This is a genomic window from Rhizobium sp. P1_B8, assembly GCF_056406515.1.
On sequence record NZ_JBFTZZ010000037.1, the window covers coordinates 44,594 to 70,892 of the forward strand.

Genomic DNA, 26,299 nt, shown 5'->3' on the forward strand with positions numbered 1-26,299 from the left:
TTTTCTGGCCGCCTGAGACGTGAAGACTGCAATCGCAAAACCCTGGGAGGATATCATGCGAAGGCATTTATTGACGACGACAGCAGCCGTGCTGCTGGCCATGACCGGGTCGGCCTATGCCGGCATGGACGAGGCAAAGACTTTTCTGGATAAAGAGATCGGCGACGTGTCGACGCTCTCTCGCGCCGACCAGGAAAAGGAAATGCAATGGTTCATCGATGCTGCGAAGCCTTTCCAGGGGATGGACATCAAGGTTGTTTCGGAAACCTTGACCACCCACAAGTATGAGTCCGAGGTTCTGGCTCCGGCCTTTACTGCGATTACCGGGATCAAGGTCACGCACGACGTCATTCAAGAGGGTGACGTTGTCGAGAAGATCCAGACACAGATGCAGACCGGACAGAACCTGTATGACGGCTGGGTCAACGACTCCGACTTGATCGGTACCCACTGGCGTTATCAGCAGGTGCGTAACCTGACCGACTGGATGGCCGGCGAAGGCAAGGACGTTACCAACCCCGGCCTCGATATCGACGACTTCATCGGCACCAAGTTCACGACCGCGCCGGACAAGAAGCTCTACCAGCTTCCCGACCAGCAGTTCGCCAACCTCTATTGGTTCCGTTACGACTGGTTCAACGACGAGAAGAACAAGGCCGATTTCAAGGCGAAATACGGCTACGATCTGGGCGTTCCGGTCAACTGGTCGGCCTATGAGGACATTGCCGAATTCTTTACCGGCCGTGACGTCAACGGCAAGAAGGTCTTCGGCCATATGGATTACGGCAAGAAGGACCCGTCGCTCGGTTGGCGCTTCACCGATGCCTGGCTGTCGATGGCTGGCAACGGCGACAAGGGCCTGCCGAACGGTCTTCCGGTCGACGAATGGGGTATCAAGGTCGACGAGAACTCGCGTCCGGTCGGTTCGTGCGTCGCGCGTGGCGGCGATACCAACGGCCCGGCATCGGTCTATTCGATCCAGAAGTATCTCGATTGGTTGAAGGCGTACGCACCGCCGGAAGCTCAGGGCATGACCTTCTCGGAATCCGGTCCGGTGCCGGCACAGGGTAACGTCGCGCAGCAGATCTTCTGGTACACGGCGTTTACCGCAGACATGGTCAAGCCTGGCCTGCCTGTTATGAATGAGGACGGCACGCCGAAATGGCGCATGGCACCGAGCCCACATGGCGTTTACTGGAAAGACGGCATGAAGCTTGGTTATCAGGACGTCGGCTCGTGGACGCTGATGAAATCGACCCCGACGGACCGCGCGAAAGCTGCCTGGCTCTATGCACAGTTCGTGACCTCCAAGACGATCGACGTGAAGAAGAGCCAGCTCGGTCTCACGTTCATCCGCGAATCCACCATTCGCGACAAGAGCTTTACGGAGCGTGCTCCGAAGCTCGGCGGTCTGATCGAGTTCTATCGTTCGCCGGCCCGCGTTCAGTGGTCGCCAACCGGCACCAACGTTCCCGACTATCCGAAGCTGGCTCAGCTTTGGTGGCAGGCTATCGGTGACGCCGCTGCCGGCGCCAAGACACCGCAGGAAGCCATGGATTCTCTTTGCGGCGAGCAGGAGAAGGTCATGGGCCGTATCGAGAAATCGGGCGTCCAGGGCGATATCGGCCCGAAACTGGCCGAAGAGCATGATCTCGCTTACTGGAACGCGGATGCGGTGAAGAAGGGCAACCTTGCACCGCAGCTGAAGATCGAGAACGAGAAGGAAAAGCCGGTCACGGTCAACTACGACGAACTCGTCAAGAGCTGGCAGTCGAAGTAAGGCGGACCCGGCCGGAAGCGACGGGGCTTCCGGCCATCACTTCCCGCCACCGGCAACAAGCCGGTGGCACCCACAATCTTTCTCTCATGAAACCTCCGCGTCCTGCTGTCCTCGGCAGGAGCGGTTTCGTGCGAGCCGGAGACGGATATGAGCGGCTATATTCTTTCAATCGACCAGGGCACGACGTCGTCGCGCGCGATCACCTTCGATGGCGACATGAAAATGGCCGGCTCGGCGCAGGCGGAGATCACCCAATATTATCCGCAGCCTGGATGGGTGGAGCACGACGCCGCCGAAATCTGGCGATCGGTCGTCGATACTGTGCGCAAGGCGATCGTCGATGCCGGTATTGATGCCGCCGACATTGCCGCGATCGGCATTACTAATCAGCGAGAGACCGCGGTCGTCTGGGATCGCAGGTCCGGGACACCGCTTCACCGGGCGATCGTCTGGCAGGACAGGCGCACGGCCGAAATGTGCGAGAGCCTGAAGGCCGATGGATATGAGAAGCTGTTCAGCGCCAAGACCGGCCTGCTGCTCGACCCCTATTTCTCCGGAACGAAGCTGCGCTGGCTGCTCGACAATGTCGACGGCCTGCGTGAGAAGGCGGAGGCGGGCGACGTCTGCTTCGGCACGATCGACAGCTGGCTAATCTACAATCTGACGGGTGGCCGCGTGCATGCCACCGAGGCGACAAATGCATCGAGGACGCTGCTCTATAATATCGACGACGGTGCCTGGGACGAGGAGCTTCTCGGCATTCTCCGCATTCCGGCCGCCATGCTTCCTGAAGTCAGGGAATGTGCCGATGATTTCGGCCGCGTCGACAAGACGCTGTTCGGTGTGGAGCTTCCCATTCTCGGGGTCGCCGGCGACCAGCAGGCGGCGGCGATGGGCAATGCCTGCTTCGAGCCAGGCATGATGAAATCCACCTACGGCACCGGCTGTTTTGCCCTGTTGAACACCGGCAGGGATCGTGTTTCCTCCTCCAACCGGATGCTGACGACGATCGCCTATCGGCTTGACGGCGAAACGACCTATGCGCTCGAAGGCTCGATCTTCATCGCCGGTGCCGCCGTGCAATGGCTGCGCGACGGCCTCGGCGTCATCGGTCAGGCATCCGAGGCAGGGGTGCTTGCGGCCAAGGCCGATCCCGGACAGCAGGTCTATATCGTCCCAGCCTTCACCGGCCTCGGCGCGCCCTATTGGGATCCGGCTGCGCGCGGCGCCATCTTCGGTCTGACGCGAAACAGTGGGCCGGCAGAATTCGCCCGCGCCGTGCTTGAATCCGTCGCCTACCAGACGCTCGACCTGCTGGTGGCGATGAAGAAGGACTGGGGCGTCAACCAGCTGGAAACGGTGCTGCGCGTCGATGGCGGCATGGCGGCTTCGGATTGGACGATGCAGTGCCTGGCCGACATGACCGGAAACCCCGTCGACCGCTCGGCGATCCGCGAGACGACGGCGCTGGGCGCAGCCTGGCTTGCCGGCTCGAAAGCCGGCATCTGGCCAGGCATGCGGGATTTTGCGCAGGCCTGGGCCTGCGACCGCCGCTTCAGCCCTTCGATGGATGAGACCGAGCGGCAGACCAAGATCATCGGCTGGAAGAATGCCGTATCGCGAATGATTTCCGACGCCTCAGTGGGGTAGAACAGCTTCCCCAAATACGACCGCAGTGGCGGCTTCTCTTAAGCGCCGTCGGCAGCTTTTCTGTTGATAAAGCTCAGGGCGAGCACGGCGAAGATCAGCGTTCCCGTGCCGACCTGCTGCCAATAGAAGTTCAGATCGGTCAGCAGTAGCCCATTGGCGACGATGCTGAGCAGCAGCGCGCCGAGTACGGTTCCGCCGACATTCGGCCGTCCGAGTGGGCTGAGCGTCGTGCCGATGAAGGTCGCGCCGATCGCATTCAGCAGAAAGGCATTGCCCGAGGAGGGGATGTAGGTGGTGACGGTTGCCGTCAGGATCAGGCCGGCGATTGCCGCGATCAATCCGACCAGGATGAAAGTCACAGCGACATGGGCCGGCGCGGCGATGCCGGAGTAGCGCACGACGCCCGGCTGGATGCCGATCGACAGGATGACGCGGCCGAAACGCGTGCGGGCAAAAACAACGGCCGCGGCCGCAATGACGACGATGGCAGCGGCAAGCGGCACCGGGAAGCCGGCGACCGTGCCGTGGCCGAGGAAACGGAAGGCTTCCGGCACGCCGTTCGGCGGCAGATAGACCGGATTGCCGCCATTGGTCAGCAGCTGCTGAACGCTGCGGCCGATGAACAGCGTGCCGAGCGTGGCGAGGAACGGCGACACGCCGATCCCTGAAATCAGCAGCGCGTTGAAGGCACCGACGAATGCTCCGGCGGCCAGTCCCGCGAGTGCGGCGACTGCCACCGGCTGTCCGGCGAGGACGAGCGAAACGAAGGCGAAACTGGCGAAATCCATCGCCGTTCCCACCGAAAGATCGATGCCGCCCGACGCGACGGCGAAGGTCATAGCGATGGAGACGATGGCAAGCAGCGTGAAATTGTTGACGAGGATGCTCTGCAGGTTCGCAGGCGTCAGGAATGTCGGCGTTGCCACGGAAAAGGCGGCAAACACCGCAACCAGGGCGAGGATCAAGCCATAGCGCACCAAGCCGCCGACGATAAGACGCGGCAGGCCGATGGCGGCGAGGGGAGGGGTCTGGAGCGACATAGTCAGGCCTCCTGTCGGCGCAGCAGCGTGGTCGCGGAAACGACGATGAGAATGAGGACGCCCTGGACGCCGCTGACCAGCGTGCTCGAAATGTTCAGCAGCTGGAAACCGTTGACCAGGAAGCCGACCAAAAGGGCCGAAAGCAGCGTTCCGGTGACCGTTGGAACCAGCCGGCGCGAAAAGACCGAGCCGAGCAGGGCTGTCACTACGACGGGCAACAGCATCTCACCGGCACCGGTCGTGCTGCCGCTCAGATAGGAAACCGACAGGATACCAGCGATGCCGCCGGAGACGCCGCTGGCGACGAAGGCGCCAGCCAGCAGCCGGCGAAGCGGCAGACCGGCGGCACGCGCCGCATCCGGGAACTCACCGACGGCGTAGAGACGCAGGCCGAGCGGCGTATATTGCACGATCGCCGTGGTGACGGCCGTGAAGCCGAGAAGCACATAGGCAAGAACCGGGATGCCGAAAGGATCCGAGGCGGAAAGCGCCGATAGGAAAGGTGTCGAGGCCGGCAGGACGGTATTGCCGGTCAGTACCAACTCCAGACCGGCGACGACGTTCATGACGGCAAGCGTGGCCAGCAGCGGCACGATGCCGGCATAGACGACGGCAATGGCATTGACCGTGCCGATCAGGGCGCCGGTCAAGATTGTCGCGGCAATCGCCGTCGCATCGCCGTAGCCGAGTTGCGTCAGGCTCGCATAGACGGCGGCGCTGAGACCCATATTGGCAGCGAGCGACAGGTCGATGCCACCGGTGACGACATTGGAGCCGCCGGCGATCAGCACGATCGTCAATCCAATGGCAAGCACACCAGAGATGGCCGATTGACCAAGCACATTGCCGATATTGCCGATGCTGAGGAAATAGGGTGCAGTCAGCGAGAAGATGATCAGGATGGCGGCGAAAGCGATCAGCGATCCGAAGCGCAATGCCGCAGCCGCAATATTGCCGGCCGGGCGGGGAGGCGGTTCAGCAGCGGAAAAACCGGAAGGCGCGAATTCCACTTCAGTCGACATGGCGATGTCCCTCAGATGATCCGGTCGATTGAGCCAGCACCGCATCCGCCGTGGTCTCCGACGATATGAATTCCCGCACCACGCGGCCGCGGAAGAGCACCAGGATGCGATCGGTAATGCCGATGAGTTCGGGCAGATCCGAAGACAGCACGATGACGCCGGCGCCGCGCGACGCGAGTTCGCCGATCAGCGTATAGATCTCGACCTTGGAGCCGATATCGACGCCAACCGTCGGCTCATCGAGGAGATAGACCTCGGAACGGCGGCTCAGCCACTTGGCGATGGCGATCTTCTGCTGGTTGCCGCCCGAAAGCGTGCGCAGCAGGGCATCACGCCCGTTGGTCTTCACCTGCAGCCGCGTAATCAGAGCGTCCACTTCTCTCTGTTCGCGTCTGCGATCGAGAAAGCCGAAACGCGTAAAGCGGCCAAGGCTCGAAAGGCTGATATTTTCCGCGACGCTGAGGTCGAGCGCGACGCCGTGGCGACGCCGGTCTTCCGGCACCAGTGCGATCTCGCGACCGGCTGCCTGGGTGGGATTGGTGAAACGGGTGGTCTTGCCGCTGATCTCGATATGGCCGGAAGCCGGGGTCTCCAGACCGAAGAGAGTGCGGACCAATTCCTTTGCGCCGGAGCCGAGCAGGCCTGTGAGGCCGAGCACCTCGCCGCGGCGAAGCGTAAAACTCACGTCGCTATATTTCCCTGGCGCCGACAGCTGCTCGAGCTTGAGGATTTCCTCGCCCGGCGTCACCTGCGGCTTCGGGAACATCTCCTTGATGTCGCGCTCGACCATCAGCCGGGCAATTGCACCGGCCGAAGTGTCGCCGATCGGCAGGGAGGCGACGTCGAGGCCATTGCGCAGCACGGTGACGTGGTCGCAGAGCTCTTCGATTTCGTTCAGGTAATGCGAGATATAGATGATGGTGACGCCTTCGTCGCGCAGACGGCGGATCAACCGGAAGAGGATATCGGCCTCGCGGCGCACCAAGGCGGCCGTCGGCTCATCGAAGACGAGCACTTTCGGCTGATTGAGGAGGGCGCGGGTGATTTGCACGATCTGTTTTTCGGCAGTCGACAATTCGCTGATCAAGGCGGCGTTCGGCAAGCGGATACCGAAATAGTCGTTGAGAATATCAGACGCGCGGCGCTGCATCAGTCGGCGGTCGAGGAACGGCGTGCCTGATATCCGCGGCTCCCGGCCGAGGAACAGGGCTTCGCCGACGGTGAAGGTCGGCACCAGCAGTCGATCCTGGTGAATGAAGTGGATGCCAAGCTCTTCGGCAACATGTGGTGTCAGCCTGTCGAATGTTTGCCCTTCGATCTCGATCCGGCCGCCATCGGGCTGATGGAGACCGGCCAGCAGCTTGATCAGTGTCGACTTGCCGGCTCCGTTCTGACCGACGAGACCGTGGATGGTGCCGCGCCTGACGATCAGCGACGCACCGGCAAGCGCCTGCGCGCCGCCAAAATGCTTGACGATGCCTTCAAAGCGGATGATGTCGTCGCGTGCCGTCACCGGCTGCTTCAATGAAATGGCCGTCATGTCGATCTCTCCCGGCGGGCAGATTCCGAGCGATCCGGCGACGACCGGATCGCTCGGGTTCAATGTCAGCCGATGCCGAGCTTCTTGGTGACTTCGCCGACATTGGTCTTGTTGGCGAGCAGTGCTGGAACATAGGTCTCGCGCGGCAGCGTCTGGCCGGCGAGCAGCTTGGCGACGTTGCGGATGGCGGTGCGGCCGATTTCTGCCGGCTGCTGGGCGACATCGGCGCCGGCCGGGGAATTCGGATCGGCGATGAGCTGGAGTACCTCAGGGCTGCCGTCAACGCCGTAGGTGCGGATCTCGGTGCGCCCGGCAGCCGCCAAAGCCTGGGTCGCGCCAAGCTGCGGAATGTCCCAGGCTGACCAGATCGCCTTGATCGAGCCCTTTTCCGGATATTTGTTGAGGATTGCCGTGATCTGAGTGAAGGCGTCCTGCACGGTGTTCGGGATGACGTCGCGCAGTTCCGGCTGAAGGATTTTCACCTTCGGGAAATATTTGACGACATTGACCAACTGGTCGTAGCGGATCGCGCAGGGAGTTACGCCGTAGAAGCCGTTGAAGACGACGATATTACCTTCGCCGCCGATATCGGAGACGAGCTGCAGCGCCAGGTCCTTGCCGATGCCCCAGTTGTCGGAGGTGGTGTTGTTGATCGAATTGGTCGAACCGACGTCGACGGTCAGAACCGGGATCCCCGCATCACGTGCCTTCTTCAGCCAGGGATCGATGACGCTGAGCGTGCCGAGGATTTGAACGATCGCATCCGGCTTCTGAGCAATCAGCGTCTGCAGCTGCGAGACCAGCTTGCCGTCATTGCGTCCGGCATCGACGGCAATCGGCTCGCCACCGAGGCGCTTTACCTCTTCGATCTGGGCATTATAGGCTTGCAGGTCGAAGAAGTGATCGGTGCCGGTCGCGCTGATGGCGATGCGTTTGCCTTTCAGCGACTGCTCTTCGGCTGCAAGAACCGGCTTCCGCCCGACCAGCGAAGCACCGGCGACGGCAACCCCGGCCGCGGCAGACAGTTTCAACAGATCTCGTCTTCCGAGACCGCTTCCGGACTTTTCGATGCTCATTACCATTCTCTCCAATTCAGTTATGTCTATAAATTAAGTAGACTAATGAGAATAGGGAGAAAGGAATTTCCAAAAAGACGCTTTCCGATGAAAAGAGTGGACGGAGCGAACGCTCATTTCCGGCCGCGGTTTCCCGCGAGCGGGCCGATCAAGAAGAAACATGCACTGCATAATTCTTGCGCATGCGACCAAATTTGCCGAGGGTGAACTCCTGCCAGGCCGTGGTGCCGTGTGGGCGACGGCAGGCGGAAAATCAGGATTTAACGGGCACCGTCGGGTTTTATGCTGCGACGTTGATATCCAGCGCGAAGCTTGGCTCCACTTGGCGCGCAACTTGCCTCTCCCCTGCTAGGGAGAATGAAACAATGCCCGACATCGACCCGCAGATTTTCTCAATAAGCCGGCCATCCCTCGGAGGCTACAAGGCCTTCGTTCAACGCGACATGATCGTCGAGACCTATCGCAGCGCCGCGGGGCAAATGATTTCGAGGGGCTCCCTTCATAGAATTTCGATCAACCGCACGGCGCACGGCAAATATGCCTATCGGCTTGGAAGCGGGGCATTCCGCAAAGTTGAGAGGCCGCCGTTCACCCTGGGATTTCAACCGGCCGCCACCGTCCTTGAAGTCGATGGCGATGCGGCGGACTATATCTCGATCTTCCAGTCACCTGCGCTCTACAGCAGCATCGGCGGCTCTCGCTTCGATCCCGAGCATTGGGATAGTGATGCGCTGAGCGCGACGACTGATCCGACAACGCTGCAGGTGGCGCTCTCCCTTGCGTTTGCCGCCGAGAAGACCGGGCGCGACGACCCGCTTTTGATGCAGCATCTGGGGATGGCGCTCGCCTGCTGCGTTGTAAAGCTGCTAGGCGCCAAACCCGAAGTCGGCGATCGTCCGCTGACATCGGACAATCTCCGGCGTGTGATTGACTACATCGAGGACCTGCTTGGCAAATCCGATCTGAGTGTGGAGGAGCTGGCCGGGGTGGCCCATATGAGCCCCTTTCACTTCAGCAGGGAATTCAAACGGGCGGCCGGCATGGCACCGCATCGCTTCGTTCTCGAACGCAGGATCGAGCGGGCGCGACTTTACCTCGCCGATGGCAAGGAGACGCTCGCAAACATCGCTTATGCCACAGGCTTTTCCAGCCAGGCGCATTTCTCCAGCGTCTTTCGCCGCCTGATGGGGGCGACCCCGAAGGAATACCAGCGTTCGGTCCGTCTTTGAGCTAGCACCCGCCGATGGCAAATCAGCAATTTTGCGAAAGATAACCGCACGAATTTGAAATCTCTTGAGGCTGCGGTCTGCGAGGCTTTTCCGATCAGGAGGCCCCATATGACCGCTTTTGCGCAAACCAATCCGATTACCGACATCTGCTTTTTGGTCGAGGATATCGACAAAGCATCGTCCTTCTATGTCGACCGGCTTGGCTTCAAACCTCGCCGCCGGGCTCCGGGCTTTGCCGATTTCAAAGGAGCGGGCGTGACGCTGGCGCTGTGGGAGATCGAACATATCGCCGAGAATACCGGCGTCTCAAGCCGCCGCGCCCCTCCAGGTGCGCACAAGGCCTGCGCGGCCATTGAGCTCGCCTCGCCAGAGCAGGTCGATGCCGCCTATGCGGAGCTGAAAGCTGCGGGCGTGCTCTTCCACGCACCGCCGCAGGACTATGTCTGGAACGCGCGATGCGTCTATTTCGCCGATCCTGACGACAATCTCTGGGAAATTTATGCGTGGTCCGCAGGCGGCCCGATCGGTGACATCGACCCGCAATAGCAAGCGCAATCGGCCGGTCGTCCAACAATCCAACAAGGGGAAGGCAAGCAATATGAACGGGGATGACAAACAATTCGTAGTCGGCAGGCGTACCGTCCTGAAGGGCGGAGCCTTTGCCCTTGCTGCAGCAACGGCAGGGATCAGCGTGTTGGTGCCGCGTCAATCGAATGCCGCCGCATCCAAGGTCGTCATCAAATATGACTGGCTGATGAGCAATGGGCAGATCGGCGATATCGTCGCAGTCAAGCATGGGCTGTTCGAGGCCGAGGGTCTCGACGTCGAGTTTTCCCCTGGCGGTCCCAATTCGGCAACGGTGCCGCCTGTGATCACGGGTGATGCGCAGCTCGGTCAATTCTCGGATTCGGCGCAGCTCCTTCTTGCCCGGTCATCCGGCGTGCCGATCAAGATCTTCGCCTGCGGTTTCCGCATGGCGCCTTTCGCCTTCTATTCGCTGCCCAAGGCGCCGATCCGCACCGTCAAGGATATGGTCGGCAAGCGCATCGGCATCCAGCCGACGGCCCGTTATGTCCTTGATGCCATTCTGCTGAAGAACGATATCGATCCCTCGAGCCTGACCATCACCAATATCGGCTTCGACATGACGCCGCTGATGACCGGCCAGGTCGATGCCGTGACCGGATGGATCACCAACACGCAGGCCCTTTCCATCATCGGCCCCGACCGCATCGATCTGATGATGAAGGACACGGGCCTGCCGTCCTATGCCAACGTCTATTTCGCCACCGACGATGCCGTAACCGGCCATGCCGAGACACTGGCAAAGGTGCTGCGTGCCGTCGCCAAGGGCTGGGCCTGGACGCATGAACATCCTCAAGAGGCAGTCAAATTGACGGTAGAGGCCTATCCGCAACTCGATCTTGCCGTGGAGCTGCAGACGGTGCCGCGTATATTGTCGCTGAGCTTCGATGCGACAACAGGCAAGGATGGCTGGGGCAGCTTCGATCCGGCCGCTCTTGCCGAGCAGATTTCCGTCTACGACAAGATCGGCCAATTCAAGAGCGGCGCGCCGAAGCTGGAGGATTGCTATACGACTGCGATACTCGACATGACGGCGGGCGACCGTCCGAAGATTGCGTGAGAGCGGATTTGCCTGAAGCAGCGGCCATCGAAACCAGGGATTTGGCTGTCGGTTATGCCGGCGCTGTCGAGACGACCCGCATTCTGTCCGGCGTCGACCTCAGCGTCGGCAAGGGTGAGTTTCTGACCATTCTCGGTCCTTCCGGCTGCGGCAAGTCGACCTTGCTGCGTGCGGTGGCGGATCTTCTTCCGCCGCTTGACGGGCAGTTGTCGGTGCTCGGAAGGACAGCGTCGGAGGCGCGCCGGAGGCGCGAGGTCGCCTTCGTCTTTCAGGATGCAACGCTGTTGCCCTGGCGGACCGTGAGGGAGAATGTCGCGCTGCCGCTGCAGGTGGGGAAGAAGAGCGTCCCGCGATCGGTCGACCCGCGGCCCGACCATTGGATCGAACTGGTCGGCCTGTCGCATCTGGCCGACCGCTATCCGCATCAATTGTCCGGGGGCCAGCGCCAGCGCGTCGCCATAGCGCGCGCGCTTCAATGCGAGCCGGATATCCTGCTCATGGATGAGCCTTTCGGTGCGCTCGACGAGATCACCCGCGAACGACTGAACGACGAGCTTCTAGACGTCTGGCGCCGGACCGGCACGACCATCCTGTTCGTGACCCACAGCGTCATCGAGGCGATCTATCTCGGCGGACGCGTGCTGGTCCTGGCGGCCAATCCGGGCCGTGTCCAGGCGCTGATCGATCTTACGCCGCTGAAAGACGAGCGTGGCCTCTGTCGGCGCGAGAGCCTCGATGTCCAGGAGACCGCAGCCCATCTGCGCCAATTGCTGCAGCAGGGGAGTTCGGCTGCATGAGGCACCGTCCGTTGTCATTCACCGAGGCGATCGGCCTTCCTGTTATCGGCGCCCTTTCGCTGCTCCTTGCCTGGCAATGGCTGGTGCCGGCGCTCGGTATTCCCGGTTATATCGTTCCAACGCCGCTGGCGATCCTGCGCACGCTTGGCATCGAATGGCGCTTCCTTTTGTCCAATGCGATCCCGACATGGGGCGAGGCGGGCCTCGGCTTCCTCCTGGGCAATAGTCTCGCCGTGATCCTGGCGGTTGCCTTTGTCTATAATCCGCGGTTCCAGGCCGCCTATTTTCCCGTTGTCCTGCTCTTCAACACCATCCCGGTGCTAGCGCTCGCACCGATTATCATCCTGATCTTCGGCCTCGGCATGCTGCCAAAGGTCATCATCGCCGCTCTCATCTGCTTCTTCCCAACCCTGGTGAATACCGCCCGGGGCCTCAATCTGGCGACTGCGAGCGAGCTTGACCTGATGCACGTGCTTTCGGCGAGCGGGTGGGAGACCTTCTGGCGCTTGCGCGCCCCACGGTCTGCCCCCTTACTCTTTGCGTCGCTGCGCATTTCGGCGACCACCTGTGTGATCGGCGCGATTGTCGGGGAGTGGATCGGTTCGAACCAGGGGCTGGGTGCCGTCATCATCCAGTCGACATTCAACTATCAGGCGGAAAGGCTTTTTGCCGCCGTCGTGCTCGCCTCTTTCTCCGGCATCGTCTTTTATGCCGCTGTTGCCCAGATCGAGCGGATTTTCCGTCGGCTGCATCAGGGGCAAGGCTGAAACCTCGGCGCGAACGAACGCCGCCTGGGCAAACTGGAGGCGGCCGAAACGCTGACGCTTTCCAGGATATGGCAAGGCCTCCCGCTGATCTCTGCGGGAGGCCTTGCGCCTTGCTACTCGTCCGCGGTCTCCCGGATGTCGGAGAGATCGATGCCGTGAGTGTCGAACCACCAGTCGGGACTCATCTCTGGATGCCGGTCACGCAGACGCAGATATTTGGCGAGCAGCCGCTTCTGGCGCTCGACCTCTTCTGTGAAGAAAGGATGATCGAGCGTGCCGCCCATCTTGTGGATGCGACGGAGCAGTTTTCGCAAGACGTATCCCTGCTCCTTGTTGCCCGGCCGGTAGCCGCTTTCCACGATTGTCATGACCGTCTCGCACAGCGTTCCGAGCGCATCGTCTTGCGGCGTGCCGTTGACGATCATGTCGAGACGCTCGAGGCCGAAGCCGACGTCGATGCAGCTTCCAAGCGGATTGACGATGTTTCCGATCTCGACGCCGTCCTTATAGAACTCGGTGCAGTATCCGCTGATGCTGCCATCGCTCCACATGCATTCCGGATCCGGCGCGATGGGCACACGCCCGCCATAGAGCGGCGTCCATTCCACCAGACGATCCGGATGGATCGTCACATGATCCGGCACGAGCCCGAGCGTTCCCAGAAACTCGAGCCAGAAATCGATGGCGCTGCCGACGGTCATTTCCCTGAACGAGAAAAGGCCGAGCATGGTGAAATGGAGAAGATGAGTTCCGTCGCCGATCTCGTCGAGGTCGCCCATGCGCAGGCAAGCCTGGCTGTTTGCGACGGTTCCACTATGGGAGGGATCGGAGAAGAGGGGCTTGTACTGCTGCATTCCAGCGCTGCAGAAGAGCGTGGTATCGTCATGCGGCCGTACGGATTCGATGCGTATGAAATCAATGCCCTTGGAAAGGCAGAAGTCTTGATATTGCTGGATCAGGCGTCCCGCGGTGACATAGGCAACCTCCTTCGTTGTTCGTGCCTTCGGAAAATATAGAGGTCTCCGGCGCGCAGGGCAATCCGCTGCTATCGGAGATAAGCCGGATCGGCGCTATTGATCATTGTCTCACTTGAGACTAAATATAACATCAAGTGAAAAGGACCGTGACCATGATGGGATTTGCAGTCATCGCCGATGTTCTCGGATTGCCCGCCAGGGAGCCGGCGTCGCGTTCGGCCTTCGGCCTGCTCTCAAGCATCGAGGAAGGTTTGCCGGTCAAGGCGCTTGATCGCATGGCGCTGCTCCTGGCACCTGATGATACCCAGTTCAAATACCGGCTCGTTCCAAAGGCCACCTATGAGCGGCGCAAGTCCAAGCATCGGCTCTCTTCCGACGAGGGCATAAAGCTCGCGCGTCTGGCGCGCGTCTGGGGATCGGCGCTCGATGTCTGGCAGACCGAGACCGAGGCACGTGATTTCCTGTTTCGTCCGCATGCGATGCTGGAGGACAGGCGGCCGATCGACGTGGTCATCCAGAGCGAGATCGGCGGCGAACTCGTGCTCGATATCCTCGGAAGCCTGAAATACGGCAGTGCTGCGTGAACGCACAGCATCTCGACCGCACGCTGACATCCGTCCGCATCGGAGATCCCAACGGAACCTATCCGATCTTCGACGCCACCGGCTCGACCATCGCGCCAGGGCGGTGGAACACTTTGGGCAGCCCGATCATCTACACGAGTGAACACTATTCGACAGCGCTGCTGGAAAAGCTCGTCCATGGCAGCGGGCGGCTGCCGCCCAACCAGCACTATGTCACGATCACCCTGCCGCGTGGGCTAAGCTACGAGGTCTTCTCCGAGCCCGCGCTGCCCGGCTGGGACAGCATGCCGGCAAACGTCAGCAAGGCTTTCGGCGAACGCTGGTACCAGGAAAAACGCAGCGCCATCCTGCTGGTCCCAAGCGTTGTCGCCCGCGTCGACAACAACATATTGATCAACCCGGCCCACCCGGAATTCCCGTCGATCACCACCAGCCTCCACCAACCCGTCTTCTGGGATCGCCGATTGTTTGGCATATGATGAGGTTGGTGGTTCACACCTCCCGCCGCGGCGAGCGGGCCATCAGCCTGGCATAGGCGATGGCCGAGAGCATGTTGACGTGGTTGGCCTTGCCGGTGCCGGCGATGTCGAAGGCGGTGCCGTGATCGACCGAGACGCGGTCGATCGGCAGGCCGAGCGATACGTTGACCGCGGTGTCGAAGGCGACGAGCTTGATCGGGATATGGCCCTGGTCGTGATACTGGGCGATGACAAGATCGAAGGCGCCGTTATAGGCGCGGGCGAACACCGTATCGGCCGAGATCGGCCCGACGACGTCGATGCCTTTTGCCTGCGCCTGCTCGACGGCGGGCGCCAGGAATTCCATGTCTTCGGTGCCGAACAGGCCGTTTTCGCCGCAATGCGGGTTGAGGCCGGCGACAGCAATGCGCGCCTTGCGGCCGAGCCGCAGGAAATGATTGTGGCCGGCTTCGATGGTGGCGAGCACCCTCTCGGTCTTGGCGCGCTCGATCGCACCCTTCAGCGAGATATGGGTCGAGACGTGGATGGTGTTCAGCCGCTCGGAGGCAAGCAGCATGAAGGAGCTCTTCGAGCCGGTGAGATGCGCGAGAAGCCCGGTGTGGCCGTCATGGTGATGGCCGGCGAGGTTCATCGCCTCCTTGTTGATCGGCGCGGTGACGATGACATCCGCTTGCCCCGACATGGCGAGATCGACGGCGCGGGTGATATAGCGCACCGAGGCATCGCCGGCGACGGGGCTGACCTTGCCGATCTCGGGTAGGGCCGCGCCGAGCGCGACCTCGTCGACGGCGATCCTGTCGTCACTGGGTGCATCGGCGGGCCCGAACCGCAGCCCGGCGCCGGTGACGCGGTCGGCGCGCTCCAGCGCTTCGACATTGCCGACGATCACGAAATCACGGCGCTCTTCCCTCGTAAGGGCTGCCAAGGCCTTGACGATCACCTCGGGGCCGACGCCGGCCGGATCGCCGAGCGTCACGGCGACTTTCGCATTTCTGTCCATCGATCAAGTCCCTTCTAAAAAACCTTACCGCTTAAAAGGCAGCAGCATAAATCGCGCGAATGTCGGCGCGAGACAGATCTCGCGGATTGTTATCGAGCAGACGGCGAATGGCAAAGGCGTCGTCGGCCATGGCGTCGAGATCGGTTTCCGGCACGCCGAGGCCGGAAAGCTTCATCTCGATGCCGAGTTCGGCGCAGAAGGCGTAAGCCGCATCGAAGACGGAGGTGATGTTCCCGGAGGTTTCACGCCCAAGCGCTTCCATCACCGCCTTGGTTTTCTCAGGCGCCGACGGTGTATTGAAGGCGAGAACATGCGGAAAAATCAGCGCATTGGCCGCGCCATGGGCCACATGCCAGCGCGTGCCGAGGGGATAGGCAAGCGCATGGCCGCCGGCGGTATTGACCGGGCCGAGGCAGAAACCGCCGTAGAGCGAGGCGAGCGAGAGGCCGGCGCGCGCTTCGGCGTCGTTGCCGTCCTTGACGGCGCGGGCGAGATATTTGCCGACGAGGCGCGTTCCCTCGATCGCATAGATGTCGACCATCGGATGGGCCTTGCGGTTGGTGAAGGCCTCGACGCAATGGGCCATGGCATCGACGCCAGTTGCCGCCGTCGTGCGGGCAGGGACGCTGAAGGTCAGAGCCGGATCGATGACGGCGATGTCGGCCAACATATGCAGGCTTTCCACCGCAAGCTTTGCCATCGTCGCGGGGTCGGTGACGAGCGCGCGAATGCCGGCCTCGCTGCCGGTGCCCGATGTGGTTGGCACCTGGGCAAGCGCTACCTTGCGCGGCCCATGCACCTTGTTCGGACCGACGACCTCGTGCAGCGTCTGGGTGGAGCCGGCAAGCACTGCCGCAAGTTTTGCCAGATCCATGGCGCTGCCACCGCCGAAGCCGACGATCAGCTCGGCATCGGCGGCGTTTGCCGCCGCCAGGACTTTTTCGAGATTGGCTGTATCCGGTTCGGGCGTCACGTCGGCAAAGACCGTAACCTCGCCCTTCAGCTCCAGCACGTCGATGCGCGAAGCGTTGAAGGCATCGGAGATGACGAGCGTGCGCCGATAGCCCTTTTCATCAGCCCATTTGCCGAGCTTTCCCGCCGTGCCGACGCCGAATTCGATCCGATGCGGCCGAACTATCGTGATTGGCGAATCCAAGCTGGCCATGAACCAGTCCTCCCTGCAAGATCTTGCGGCAATATCCTCGCCCTCTTTAATGTAAAGTTGTAAGATCAATGTCAAGCCAGCATTCCAAAGGGCGGAATTTTTTATCTTTCGATGCGCGATCTGTCGCGCTTCAGGCTAGCGTAGACGTGTAGCTATCGATAAAAATATCAATGTGTTATAAGAACTGCATCGATGAAAACAGCATTTCAGGCACAGCTGGTCATCATCTTTGCTACGGCGGCGAATAATCCGATCCTGTTGTCAATTTCTGCCGCCAGTAAACCCACAGCCGTTGGCATCCTGCATCTTTTCGCAAGCGATCGGACGCAGGTTTCCAATTTCCCGGCTACCGCTGTGCTTACGGCAGGGATTGCGGAGCGAGGCTGATATATTTGATGGCGCGCCGGTAATAGGTGTAGGCGATATGGACTGTGCCGTCGCCGCCCTGGACAATCGAGGGATAGGAGAATTCGCGGTTCAGCGAATCCTTCGAATTGTTGCTCAGGCAGAGACCGTCGCCGGTATCGAGATCCACGCGATGCGGAAAGCTCTTGCCGCCATCCCTTGATATCGCAAGGCTCAGCGGCGCACGCGGAACACCCCAGACGGCCTTGCGGAGGTTGCCCGCAACAACAGCGGTCTCTTCAGCTTCGCCGCCTTCGATTTCGTCATAGAGGGACTGGCGCCGCGCATCCGACATGGCGGCATTCGAATGGTTGTAAACCATTGCGATTGCTCCGTCATTCAGGATTGCGGCCTGGATCGAGGAGTTGTTGTTCGGCAGGTCAGCGGCCTCGGGTGCGCTCCAGGTCTCGCCGCCGTCGGATGATCGGCTGGACAGGATGTTTTCGGCGAAACGATTGCGGTAGAAGGCGATCATCCCGTCGCCGCCAAGCGACAGGATGTTCATGTGCACCGCGCCGATACTGTCTGGAATATCGTGCATTTGCCAGCTCGCACCGCCATCACGTGACATCAGCACGGCTGCCGTATCGGCATCGCCGCTCCAGCGCTGGCCGTTCAGGCCGACGCAGCGGAAGACCGGAAGCAGCCAGTCGCCCCGACCGTTCACGACGATCTGCTGGCGAACGAAGGTGCCAGGGCTGTCGCAGAGGATTTGGACCGGGCCGAAGGTCTGGCCGCCATCGCTTGAAATCCGGCATTTGACAACAGAACCGTCCTGATTTCCGGAAGTCTGCGAGGTATAGAGCAGCCATACTTTTCCGTCCGGAGCGTTGAAAATCAACGGGTTCTGTTCGGATTTCTCCGGGTCGTCGCTCAACTTTTCAGGTTCCGACCAGCGCTCGGAGCCAAGTGTCAGCCGCGACATGTAAATCGAAATGTCGCCCATGCCCTCCATCGTGCCGCCGAACCACACGCAGGTCAGCGTGCCGTCGGGCAGAAAGGCGAGATTTGCGGCATGGTTCTGGATGCAGGGGGAGGGCAGATAGGCCTCCGCGCGACCCTCGACAGTGGGGTGAGAGGTGATGGTCCCGGTCATCAGGGCCGGAACGGCTTCCGGAGGCAGGCCGGTGAAACTCATGGCGGATCTCCTCAAGGCAGCTTGGCATAGCTTTCGGCGAGTGCGGCATAGTCGGCATCGCCGAGCGGCATCAACGGCGCGCGCGTGCGCTTCCACGCGGGATTGCCGGTCTTCAGCCCCACCATCGCCTTGATGGTCGGGATCTGGACGTAGGAATTGGAAAGCGTGCGATAGGCATTGATGCGGGCCTGTGCCGTCTCGACGTCGGCGGCGCGCGCCTCGTCATGGACGTGGTCGTAGACGGTGCGCAACGAATTCGCCACGAGATTGGACGTTGCGGTGATGCAGCCGGCGCCGCCCGCTTTCAGCAGCGGCAGCAACAGCGGGTCGGCGCCCGCCAGCACCGAAAAACCGGGATAGGCGCCGATGATCGCCTGCATGTTGTTGAAATCGCCGGCAGATTCCTTGATGCCGACGACCGTTTCCGGGAACGCCGCAATCAGCCGTCCGATCAGCGGAATGGACAGCGGCACGCCTGAGACCTGCGGAATATGATAGAGGATGACCTGCAGCCGCGTGTCGGCCACCTTTTCCAGCACCTGCGAATAGGCGGCGAAGAGACCGTCGTCAGAGACGCCCTTGTAGTAGAAGGGCGGCAGCATCACCACCTTGGTGACGCCAAGCGACAGCGCGTGCCGGGTCAGTTCCACGGTCTCGGGAATGGCGACGACGCCCGTGCCTGGCAGAAGCCTGTCAGCAGGAATGCCGGCCTCAAGTGCTGCTTCCAGAATGGCGCGGCGCTCGGCTCCGGAGAAGGAATTGGCCTCGCCCGTGGTTCCGAGCAGCGCCACGCCGTGGCATCCCTCGGCCAGCAACTGCCGGCAATGATCGGTGAATAGTGCGAAATCCGGCCTGTTGTCCGCCGTCAGTGGCGTTGCGGAGGCGCTGAAAACGCCTGTAATCCTGTGATCGCTCATTTCGCCCTCCTCGGCGCGTCCTGTCTGGGGATCCGTGTTCGAACCGGCCGGCTGCGCATTCCAATTGTCATTCGTCTGTCGCGATGGAGTGCAAAGAACTTTTCCATCGCCGCGCTTTTGTCAAGAAGACAAAATGCTGTGATGCAGCTTCGAAAAGTTATCTATCTGTTATAACTTATATATTTTTAGAGGAAAATTTTGTTGGGATCGAAATTGCGATTTTTTGTTGACATATTTACAATAACGAGAGAACGATACGGAACGGATTGTGCTGCGCCTGGCAGGTGCAGGGAGAGCGCTGCCGAATTCACTCTGGGAGGAATGCCATGTCTGATCAATCGGATAAAACCAATATATCACGTCGTAACGCGCTGAAGCTCGGCCTTGCAGCCGGCGTCGGCCTCACCGTATTCGGGATGAATGCCCGCATCGTTATGGCCGATGAAGGCCAGGTCCTGAAGGTCGCAAATCCGGCCTTCGACCAGGACTGGTCGCCGCTGCGCGGCGGCGGCAGGACGTTCCGCTGGAATTCGATCTGGTGGGCATCGCCGATGTATTTCGACAGCCAAGGCAATATTAAGCCCTACGTCTTCACCAGCTGGGAATCGGCCGACAACACTGTCTGGACCTTCAAGCTCGACCCGAAGGCTGTCTTCTCCGACGGCAGCAAGATCACCTCGGCCGATGTCAAGGGGTCGTGGGAAGTCTCCTCGATGCCGAACACCAAGAACCAGCGCGCCGACCAGGTGCTGAGCAGGGTCAAGGGTTACGCCGAAATCGCCGCCGGCTCCGGCAACGAGCTCACAGGTGTCGCGACACCCGACGAGGGAACGGTCGTCGTGACGCTGGCTGCTGCAGACCCGATCTTCTTCATGCGCCTTGCAAACCACATCGCGCCGATCACCAAGGCGTCCCAGTCGCGCGGCAGCGACGGCGAGGAGATCATCGACTGGTACAAGCCTGACAGTAAGCCGGTCTTCTCCGGACCCTTCAAGTTGACGAGCCTCGATATCGATGCCGGCAAGCTTTCTTTCGAGCCGAATGAGAACTTCTTCGGACCGAAGCCAAAGCTTGCCCGTATTGATATCACCTCGATCGAGGACAATGTCACCGCGACCTCGCTCATCAAGTCGGGCGAGTTCAACGCCCATACCGAACTGATCACCTCGACCATTATCCAGGATCTCGGCCCGGAATTTTCCGCCGGCCCGCTGATCCCGACCAGCCAGCACTTCTGGTTCAACATCTCTCGTGCGCCGATGGACGATCCGAAGGTTCGCCAGGCTCTGATCATGGCTGTCGATCGCGATGGCCTGTTCAAGGCTTCCTATCCCGACGGGCCGCATAAGAAGGCGGACCAGATCCTCAACTCGGTCCCGGGTGCGGAGAATTCCGGCTTCGAGCCCTATCCCTATGATCCGGAGGCTGCCAAGAAGCTGCTTGCGGAATCGACCTATGGCGGTCCGGAGCGCCTGCCGAAGATCCTCTTCGTCGGCATCTCGGGGCCGGCCATTCAGGCTGCCGCTCAGTTCATTGCCGAGCAGTGGCGCCAGAATCTCGGCATCACCGCCGTCGACATGAAGCCGCAGCAGGACTCCTATGCCGGTCCGGATCAGAACTCGGTCCAGATCTTCCGCGACGACGTCGGCACACGCGTGCCGGATGCCGTCTCCTATCTGGCAGGCAGCATCGCCTCGACCTCGTCGAACGCGCAGAACAAGCTCGGCGGATACAAGAACGACAAGGTCGACAGTGCCCTTGCCGAAGCGACGACCAAGGCTGCGGATGATCCGCAGCGAATCGCTCTCGCGCAGGAAGCTCAGAAGGCGTTCCGCGAGGATTGGGCGTTCATTCCATGGTATTCTCAGGCGATGTCGCGCTGGGCCACCAAGGACGTTAAGGGCCTGGAAAAGAACCTTGACTGGCAGGTCGTCGAACCCTGGAACATTTCCATCGGTTGATCGGTCGGAAACCGTCCCTGTCGGCAATAAACCGCGCGAAGGCCGCAAGGCCTTCGCGCAAGTTTCAAGAAGAAGAGATGCGATCGCAGCCAACAGCGGGAACGCATCGAACAACAGGTGGGAGGTGGCCTTGCTGCGCTACGTGCTAACCCGATTTGCCATCTGGATTCCGTCCGTTCTCGTGGTGATGCTGGCGGTTTACGCGCTGGCCTTCTATGGCGCCGGCGATCCGATCAAGCTGATCTTCCTGCGCGCGCCGGGCGACGTTGCCTATAATCCGCAGCGCATCGAAGCCATTCGCGAAAGTGCCGGCCTCAACAAACCCTTCATCGTCCAGTTCGGCCTTTACATCTGGAACCTGCTGCACGGCCAATTCGGCAGCTCGCTGACATCGGGCCGTTCCGTCTGGGCTATGGTCTCGGCTGCCGCACCCGTCTCCTTCCAGCTTGCCCTCTGTTCCATCATCCTGACCGCCGTCGTCGCGATCCCGCTCGGCATGATCGCCGCGCTGAACCAGAATTCGCGCATCGACTATGCCATTTTAGGCTCCGCACTCTTCCTCTGGGCGATCCCGGCCTATGTCGCCGGTCCGCTGCTGATGGTCGGCCTCATCGTGCTGCTGCCGGGTGCGAGCGTGCCCTACGGCTGGGGCGGCATCCTCGATGTCCGTATCCTGCTGCCGCTGCTCGTCCTTTCCTTCCAGCCGATCGCGTTGATCGTTCGCCAGACGCGTGCCGCCGTCATCGAGGTGCTGTCGGAGGATTTCGTCCGGACCGCCCGCGCCAAGGGCGTGCCCGAGATCATCGTGGCGTTGCGCCATATCCTGCGGCCGGTGCTGACGCCCGTCGTCACGCAGCTCGGCCTGATCATGATCACCATCGTCAACGGCGCAATCTTCGTCGAACTCGTCTTCGGCCTGCCGGGCCTCGGTCGGTTGACAGTGCAGGCGCTGATCAATTCCGATTATCCCGTCATTCTGGCGATCACGCTGATCGGATCGTTCCTGGTGATGGTCTCGAACCTCCTGGTGGATGTGCTCTATCCGCTGCTCGATCCACGCGCCAATGATTCAAGAAGGAGCCGCTGACCATGTCCGCCATCCCTCTTTCCACCATCGAAACCGTCGAAGAACCGGTCAGCCTGTGGCGCGACGCCTGGTATCGGTTGAAGCGCAACCGGCTCGCCATCTTCGGCCTTGTCGTCGTCGTGATCCTCGCCTTCACAGCGATCTTCGGGCCTTACCTCACGCCTTATGATTATCTGAGCCAGGATCTCAACGCCCGCAACGTCCTGCCGTCGATGAGCCACCTCTTCGGAACCGACGATCTCGGCCGCGACGTCTTCAGCCGTGTGGTCTTCGGCACGCGCACCGCTTTCCTCGTCGCCGTCATCGTCACCGTCTTTGCCGTGCTGATCGGTCTCGTGCTCGGTGCCGTCGCCGGTTTCTTCGGCAATCCGTTCGATCGCGCCATCATGTGGCTGACCGACGTGACGATGTCGGTTCCCAACCTGCTGCTCGTCGTCGTCATCAACGCGTCGTTGAAGTCACCAATCAGCAAATGGATGGAGGCGCGTTACCTCGCGACCCTCAATCCCTTCTACCGCGAAACTATGTGGGTGGATTTCATTCTCGTCTTCGGGTCGATGGCGCTGATCTCCTGGCCGCCTTACGCCCGTCTCGTCCGCGCCCAGGTGCTGTCGATCCGCAGCCGGCCCTATATCACAGCGGCCCAGGCGCTCGGCCTGTCGAACTGGATCATCATCAAGCGTTATGTCATTCCGAACGCGCTGGGGCCCTTGATCGTCTCGGTCAGCGCCGGTCTCGGTACGGCGATGGTGCTGGAAAGTGCTTTCAGCTTCCTTGGCGTCGGGGTCAATCCGCCGACGCCGAGCTGGGGCAACATGATCTCAGACGGCCTGCGTGTTTGGCAACACTATCCCCACCTTCTCGCCGCTCCGGCGGCCGTGCTCGGCCTTGCCTCGGTTGCCTTCAGCTTCCTTGGCGACGGTCTCAACGACGCGCTCAATCCGCGGGGCAGCAAATGATGGACACGAAAAACACCAACCGCCTGCTCGATGTCAGGGGCCTCACAGTCGAAATCGATGGCCGCAACGGCCCCGCCATCGTCGTCGACGGCATCGATCTCCATGTCGACAGGGGCGAGACCCTTGGCGTCGTCGGTGAGTCCGGCTGCGGCAAGAGCCTGACGATGCTGAGCCTGATGCGGCTCCTGCCAAACAAGATCAAAGTCACCAAGGGATCGGCCACATTCGACGGCCGCGACCTGCAGACGATGTCGAATAGAGAGCTGCGCAAGGTGCGCGGCGGCGAGATCGGCTTCGTCTTCCAGGATCCGATGACCTCGCTCAATCCGGTGATGCGCGTCGGTGACCAAATCTGCGAGCCGCTGATCTATCACCGCGGAATGAAAAAGGCGGAGGCCCGCAGACGTGCGGTTGAGCTTCTGCGCCTTGTCGGTATTCCTGGCCCGGAAGAGCGCCTGCAGGCCTATCCACACGAACTTTCCGGCGGCATGCGCCAGCGCGTGATGATCGCAATCGGCCTTGCCTGCAATCCGAAGCTTTTGATTGCCGACGAGCCGACGACGGCGCTCGACGTCACCATTCAGGCGCAGATCGTCGATCTGGTGAAGGATCTCAGGACCAAGCTCGGCATGTCGGTCGTCTGGATCACCCATGACCTGGCGCTGATCGCCGGCCTCGTCGATCGCGTCGCCGTGCTTTATGCCGGCACGGTGGTCGAAGATGCGCCGGTCGACGAGCTCTATGCCCGCCCGAGCCATCCCTATACGCGCGGCCTGCTGTCCTCGATCCCGAAGCTCTCGGACCCGCCGGCAAGCCGGCTGAGCTCGATCGGCGGTACGCCGCCGGAGCCTGGCCGCCGGCCGAAGGGCTGTCCGTTTGCGCCGCGCTGCCCGCTTGCCGAAAACATCTGCCACGAAAAGGTGCCGCAGCTCGAACCGCTGAGCGGCAGCAGCAATCACCGCGCTGCCTGTTTCGTCGTCCAGAGAATGCAGGAGGCCGCATGATGGGTGCTCAACCGCTGCTCAAGGTCGAAAACTTGGTCAAGCATTTCCACGTCAAGCTCGGCGCCTTCGGTGAGCGTTCGGCGACCGTCTATGCGCTCGACAATGTCAATCTCGACATCATGGAAGGCGAGACGCTGAGCCTGGTCGGCGAATCCGGCTGCGGCAAGTCGACGACCGGTTTCACCATTCTCAACCTCTACAAGGCGACCAGCGGCAAGGTCGTCTACAAGGGCCAGGATCTCGCGACGCTCGATGAAAAACAGATGCGGCCCTTCCGCCGTGACCTCCAAATCGTCTTCCAGGACCCGTATTCGACACTCAATCCGCGCATGACGGTGGGCGAGGCGATCGGCGAGCCGATCCTCTTCCACAAGCTTTGCACCAAGGCGGAACTGAAGGAGAGGGTGGCGACGCTGCTCACCGATGTCGGCCTGTCCACGCGGTTTGCCCAGCGTTACCCCCACGAGCTTTCCGGCGGACAGCGCCAGCGCGTCGTCATTGCCCGCGCGCTCGCCTGCCAGCCGAAATTCATCGTCTGCGACGAGGCGATTTCGGCGCTCGACGTGTCGATCCAGGCCCAGATCATCAACTTGCTGCTCGATCTGCAGGACAAATACGGGCTGACCTATCTCTTCATCGCCCATGATCTCGCCGTCGTGCGCCACATCAGCACCCGCGTCGGCGTCATGTATCTCGGGCGGCTCGCCGAACTTGCCACCCGCGAGGAACTCTTCGACAATCCGCTGCATCCCTATACCAGGGCGCTGCTGTCGGCCGTTCCGGAGACCGATCCCGAGCATGAGCGCACACGTCAGCGCCAGATCCTGCAGGGTGACGTGCCGAGCCCGCTGAACCCGCCGTCGGGCTGCCGTTTCCACACGCGCTGCCCAATCGCCATGGATGTCTGCAGCAAGGTCATTCCCGCGTGGAAGGAGGCGAAGCCCGGCCACCTCGTCGCCTGTCACGCCGTCAACACCGGACAGACCGCATGACGCTGAAGGCCGTTATCGTCGCCGATGATCTGACGGGTGCGCTCGATACCGGAACGCCCTTCGTCGAAGCCGGCCTTTCGGTTGCGGTCGCCGTCGATGTCGAGGCCGCAGAGGATGCGATCGCCACAGGCTGTGACGTTGTTGTTATCAATACCGCCTCTCGCGCGCTCGGCGAACCGGAAGCTGCCGAGAGGGTCCGCTTCGCGACCGCGGCACTTCGTGGCGTGAAGCCCGCGGTCGTGATGAAGAAGATCGACTCCCGGCTGAAGGGCAATGTCGCGGCGGAAAGCCTGGCGCTGGCCGATGCGCTCGGCATGGAGACTATCCTCGTGGCGCCCGCCATTCCCGATCAGGAGCGTGTGACCTGTAGAGGCTGTGTCGTCGGCCGCGGCGTCGACAAGCCACTGCCGATCGCCGATCTGTTCGAGGGCCGTGCGGGCAATGTTGCCGTTGCCGATGCGGAGGACGATAGTGATCTCGACCAGATCGTTGCCGATCATGACTGGCGGCTGACGCTTGCGGTCGGCGCACGGGGTCTGGGTTCCGCACTTGCCCGTCAACTCGGCGAGACGGGGCGGCAATCGGTGCCGGAGTTTGCGGCGACCCGGCGTACCCTGTTCGCCTTTGGCTCGCGCGACCCGATTACCGCTACCCAGATGGACCGGCTCGAAGCCTCGGGCGTTCTGCGTATGGTGGTTGACGCGCCGATGGGGCAGGTCGAAGGCGGGGAGGGCATGGCGCTGCCGGCGTTGCTGCGCTGCACCGGCGATATGGCAACCGATCCGGCACTTGTCGCCCGCCATTTTGCGGCTGGCGTCAAAACGGCCATCGACGATACCAGGCCTGACATGCTGATGGTTGGAGGCGGCGATACAGCGCTTGCCGTTTTCCAGGCGCTTGATGTCAGGGTGCTGGTGCCGAAGGGCGAAATCGAAGCTGGCGTGCCGTGGTTCGAAGTCACGGCAGCCGACGGGCGGCATTTTCGGTGCGCCGTGAAGTCGGGGGGCTTCGGCAATCCCGATAGTTTGCTAAGACTGGTTCTTTGGAATCGGGCGGCATAGTAAGATACCGCCGGGGAGAATGAC

At 61.4% G+C, this 26,299-nt stretch carries 25 protein-coding genes; 16 read left to right on the top strand and 9 right to left on the bottom strand.

Annotated features, from left to right (window positions below; all coding sequences use genetic code 11):
- The first annotated feature begins 55 nt into the window (after nt 1-55).
- Nucleotides 56-1,780, top strand: a complete 1,725-nt coding sequence (locus AC1D2N_RS31105; RefSeq protein ID WP_018517728.1) for an ABC transporter substrate-binding protein — start codon at nt 56-58, stop codon at nt 1,778-1,780.
- Between the two features lie 147 nt (nt 1,781-1,927).
- Entirely contained in the window at nt 1,928-3,430 is a 1,503-nt protein-coding gene (gene glpK, locus AC1D2N_RS31110; RefSeq protein ID WP_018246655.1) for a glycerol kinase GlpK, read from the top strand.
- A 38-nt stretch (nt 3,431-3,468) separates the two neighbouring features.
- On the opposite strand, the gene AC1D2N_RS31115 is transcribed toward glpK, so the two are convergent.
- The 4 genes from AC1D2N_RS31115 to AC1D2N_RS31130 all read right to left on the bottom strand — a co-directional run bounded on the left by AC1D2N_RS31115 (nt 3,469) and on the right by AC1D2N_RS31130 (nt 8,108).
- Nucleotides 3,469-4,470, bottom strand: a complete 1,002-nt coding sequence (locus tag AC1D2N_RS31115) for an ABC transporter permease (protein WP_018246656.1) — start codon at nt 4,468-4,470, stop codon at nt 3,469-3,471.
- A 2-nt stretch (nt 4,471-4,472) separates the two neighbouring features.
- Nucleotides 4,473-5,492 (bottom strand): ABC transporter permease, encoded by a 1,020-nt coding sequence (locus AC1D2N_RS31120; RefSeq protein WP_018246657.1) that lies wholly within the window; start codon nt 5,490-5,492, stop codon nt 4,473-4,475.
- Nucleotides 5,482-7,032 carry a sugar ABC transporter ATP-binding protein gene (locus tag AC1D2N_RS31125; protein WP_130654077.1) on the bottom strand — a complete coding sequence of 517 codons (1,551 nt, stop codon included), beginning with the start codon at nt 7,030-7,032 and terminating at the stop codon, nt 5,482-5,484. Before AC1D2N_RS31125 ends, AC1D2N_RS31120 begins: the two co-directional genes overlap by 11 nt.
- Nucleotides 7,033-7,097: 65 nt before the next feature.
- Complete coding sequence (locus tag AC1D2N_RS31130) at nt 7,098-8,108, bottom strand: sugar ABC transporter substrate-binding protein (protein WP_018246659.1); 1,011 nt, start codon at nt 8,106-8,108, stop codon at nt 7,098-7,100.
- Nucleotides 8,109-8,473: 365 nt separating this feature from the next.
- Here AC1D2N_RS31130 and AC1D2N_RS31135 point away from each other — a divergent pair, with 365 nt between their 5' ends.
- From AC1D2N_RS31135 to AC1D2N_RS31155, 5 genes are all read left to right on the top strand, one after another.
- Nucleotides 8,474-9,337 (top strand): helix-turn-helix transcriptional regulator, encoded by an 864-nt coding sequence (locus tag AC1D2N_RS31135; protein WP_026188792.1) that lies wholly within the window; start codon nt 8,474-8,476, stop codon nt 9,335-9,337.
- A 108-nt stretch (nt 9,338-9,445) separates the two neighbouring features.
- Nucleotides 9,446-9,883 (top strand): VOC family protein, encoded by a 438-nt coding sequence (locus AC1D2N_RS31140; RefSeq protein WP_018246661.1) that lies wholly within the window; start codon nt 9,446-9,448, stop codon nt 9,881-9,883.
- A 52-nt stretch (nt 9,884-9,935) separates the two neighbouring features.
- Nucleotides 9,936-10,982 carry an ABC transporter substrate-binding protein gene (locus AC1D2N_RS31145; protein WP_026230619.1) on the top strand — a complete coding sequence of 349 codons (1,047 nt, stop codon included), beginning with the start codon at nt 9,936-9,938 and terminating at the stop codon, nt 10,980-10,982.
- An 8-nt stretch (nt 10,983-10,990) separates the two neighbouring features.
- The gene (locus AC1D2N_RS31150; protein WP_018446148.1) at nt 10,991-11,779 is read left to right on the top strand and encodes an ABC transporter ATP-binding protein; all 789 of its coding nucleotides are present in this window, start codon (nt 10,991-10,993) and stop codon (nt 11,777-11,779) included.
- A complete protein-coding gene (locus AC1D2N_RS31155) occupies nt 11,776-12,546 on the top strand; it encodes an ABC transporter permease (protein WP_026230618.1) in 771 nt (256 codons plus the stop codon). Before AC1D2N_RS31150 ends, AC1D2N_RS31155 begins: the two co-directional genes overlap by 4 nt.
- Nucleotides 12,547-12,659: 113 nt before the next feature.
- On the opposite strand, the gene AC1D2N_RS31160 is transcribed toward AC1D2N_RS31155, so the two are convergent.
- Nucleotides 12,660-13,505 (bottom strand): alanine--tRNA ligase-related protein, encoded by an 846-nt coding sequence (locus AC1D2N_RS31160; RefSeq protein WP_157213641.1) that lies wholly within the window; start codon nt 13,503-13,505, stop codon nt 12,660-12,662.
- A gap of 170 nt (nt 13,506-13,675) precedes the next feature.
- Between AC1D2N_RS31160 and AC1D2N_RS31165 the strand changes: the two genes are divergently transcribed.
- Nucleotides 13,676-14,107, top strand: a complete 432-nt coding sequence (locus AC1D2N_RS31165) for an antitoxin Xre-like helix-turn-helix domain-containing protein (protein WP_018070805.1) — start codon at nt 13,676-13,678, stop codon at nt 14,105-14,107.
- A complete protein-coding gene (locus tag AC1D2N_RS31170; protein WP_130654076.1) occupies nt 14,104-14,586 on the top strand; it encodes an RES family NAD+ phosphorylase in 483 nt (160 codons plus the stop codon). The genes AC1D2N_RS31165 and AC1D2N_RS31170 overlap by 4 nt, the downstream gene beginning before the upstream one ends.
- 13 nt (nt 14,587-14,599) lie before the next feature.
- Here AC1D2N_RS31170 and pdxA read toward each other — a convergent pair whose 3' ends face one another.
- Both pdxA and AC1D2N_RS31180 read right to left on the bottom strand, forming a co-directional pair.
- Complete coding sequence (gene pdxA, locus AC1D2N_RS31175; protein ID WP_018446143.1) at nt 14,600-15,586, bottom strand: 4-hydroxythreonine-4-phosphate dehydrogenase PdxA; 987 nt, start codon at nt 15,584-15,586, stop codon at nt 14,600-14,602.
- A 31-nt stretch (nt 15,587-15,617) separates the two neighbouring features.
- On the bottom strand, nt 15,618-16,751 hold the full coding sequence (locus AC1D2N_RS31180; RefSeq protein ID WP_130654075.1) for an iron-containing alcohol dehydrogenase: 1,134 nt from the start codon (nt 16,749-16,751) through the stop codon (nt 15,618-15,620).
- A 192-nt stretch (nt 16,752-16,943) separates the two neighbouring features.
- Here AC1D2N_RS31180 and AC1D2N_RS31185 point away from each other — a divergent pair, with 192 nt between their 5' ends.
- Nucleotides 16,944-17,138 carry a hypothetical protein gene (locus AC1D2N_RS31185; RefSeq protein ID WP_130729859.1) on the top strand — a complete coding sequence of 65 codons (195 nt, stop codon included), beginning with the start codon at nt 16,944-16,946 and terminating at the stop codon, nt 17,136-17,138.
- Here the strand turns inward: AC1D2N_RS31185 and AC1D2N_RS31190 are convergent.
- Both AC1D2N_RS31190 and AC1D2N_RS31195 read right to left on the bottom strand, forming a co-directional pair.
- Nucleotides 17,110-18,294, bottom strand: coding sequence for a sialidase family protein (locus AC1D2N_RS31190; RefSeq protein WP_018446141.1), 1,185 nt, complete (start codon nt 18,292-18,294; stop codon nt 17,110-17,112). The genes AC1D2N_RS31185 and AC1D2N_RS31190 overlap by 29 nt on opposite strands.
- An 11-nt stretch (nt 18,295-18,305) precedes the next feature.
- Nucleotides 18,306-19,211, bottom strand: coding sequence for a dihydrodipicolinate synthase family protein (locus AC1D2N_RS31195; protein ID WP_130654074.1), 906 nt, complete (start codon nt 19,209-19,211; stop codon nt 18,306-18,308).
- Nucleotides 19,212-19,537: 326 nt separating this feature from the next.
- Between AC1D2N_RS31195 and AC1D2N_RS31200 the strand changes: the two genes are divergently transcribed.
- The 6 genes from AC1D2N_RS31200 to AC1D2N_RS31225 all read left to right on the top strand — a co-directional run bounded on the left by AC1D2N_RS31200 (nt 19,538) and on the right by AC1D2N_RS31225 (nt 26,275).
- Nucleotides 19,538-21,172 carry an ABC transporter substrate-binding protein gene (locus tag AC1D2N_RS31200; RefSeq protein ID WP_018446139.1) on the top strand — a complete coding sequence of 545 codons (1,635 nt, stop codon included), beginning with the start codon at nt 19,538-19,540 and terminating at the stop codon, nt 21,170-21,172.
- Nucleotides 21,173-21,302: 130 nt separating this feature from the next.
- Nucleotides 21,303-22,259 (top strand): ABC transporter permease, encoded by a 957-nt coding sequence (locus AC1D2N_RS31205; RefSeq protein ID WP_130654073.1) that lies wholly within the window; start codon nt 21,303-21,305, stop codon nt 22,257-22,259.
- A 2-nt stretch (nt 22,260-22,261) separates the two neighbouring features.
- Nucleotides 22,262-23,218 (top strand): ABC transporter permease, encoded by a 957-nt coding sequence (locus AC1D2N_RS31210; RefSeq protein WP_018246674.1) that lies wholly within the window; start codon nt 22,262-22,264, stop codon nt 23,216-23,218.
- The gene (locus tag AC1D2N_RS31215; RefSeq protein WP_018246675.1) at nt 23,215-24,222 is read left to right on the top strand and encodes an ABC transporter ATP-binding protein; all 1,008 of its coding nucleotides are present in this window, start codon (nt 23,215-23,217) and stop codon (nt 24,220-24,222) included. Before AC1D2N_RS31210 ends, AC1D2N_RS31215 begins: the two co-directional genes overlap by 4 nt.
- A complete protein-coding gene (locus AC1D2N_RS31220) occupies nt 24,222-25,214 on the top strand; it encodes an ABC transporter ATP-binding protein (protein WP_130654233.1) in 993 nt (330 codons plus the stop codon). Before AC1D2N_RS31215 ends, AC1D2N_RS31220 begins: the two co-directional genes overlap by 1 nt.
- A complete protein-coding gene (locus AC1D2N_RS31225) occupies nt 25,211-26,275 on the top strand; it encodes a four-carbon acid sugar kinase family protein (protein WP_115157797.1) in 1,065 nt (354 codons plus the stop codon). Before AC1D2N_RS31220 ends, AC1D2N_RS31225 begins: the two co-directional genes overlap by 4 nt.
- Nucleotides 26,276-26,299 lie beyond the last annotated feature (24 nt).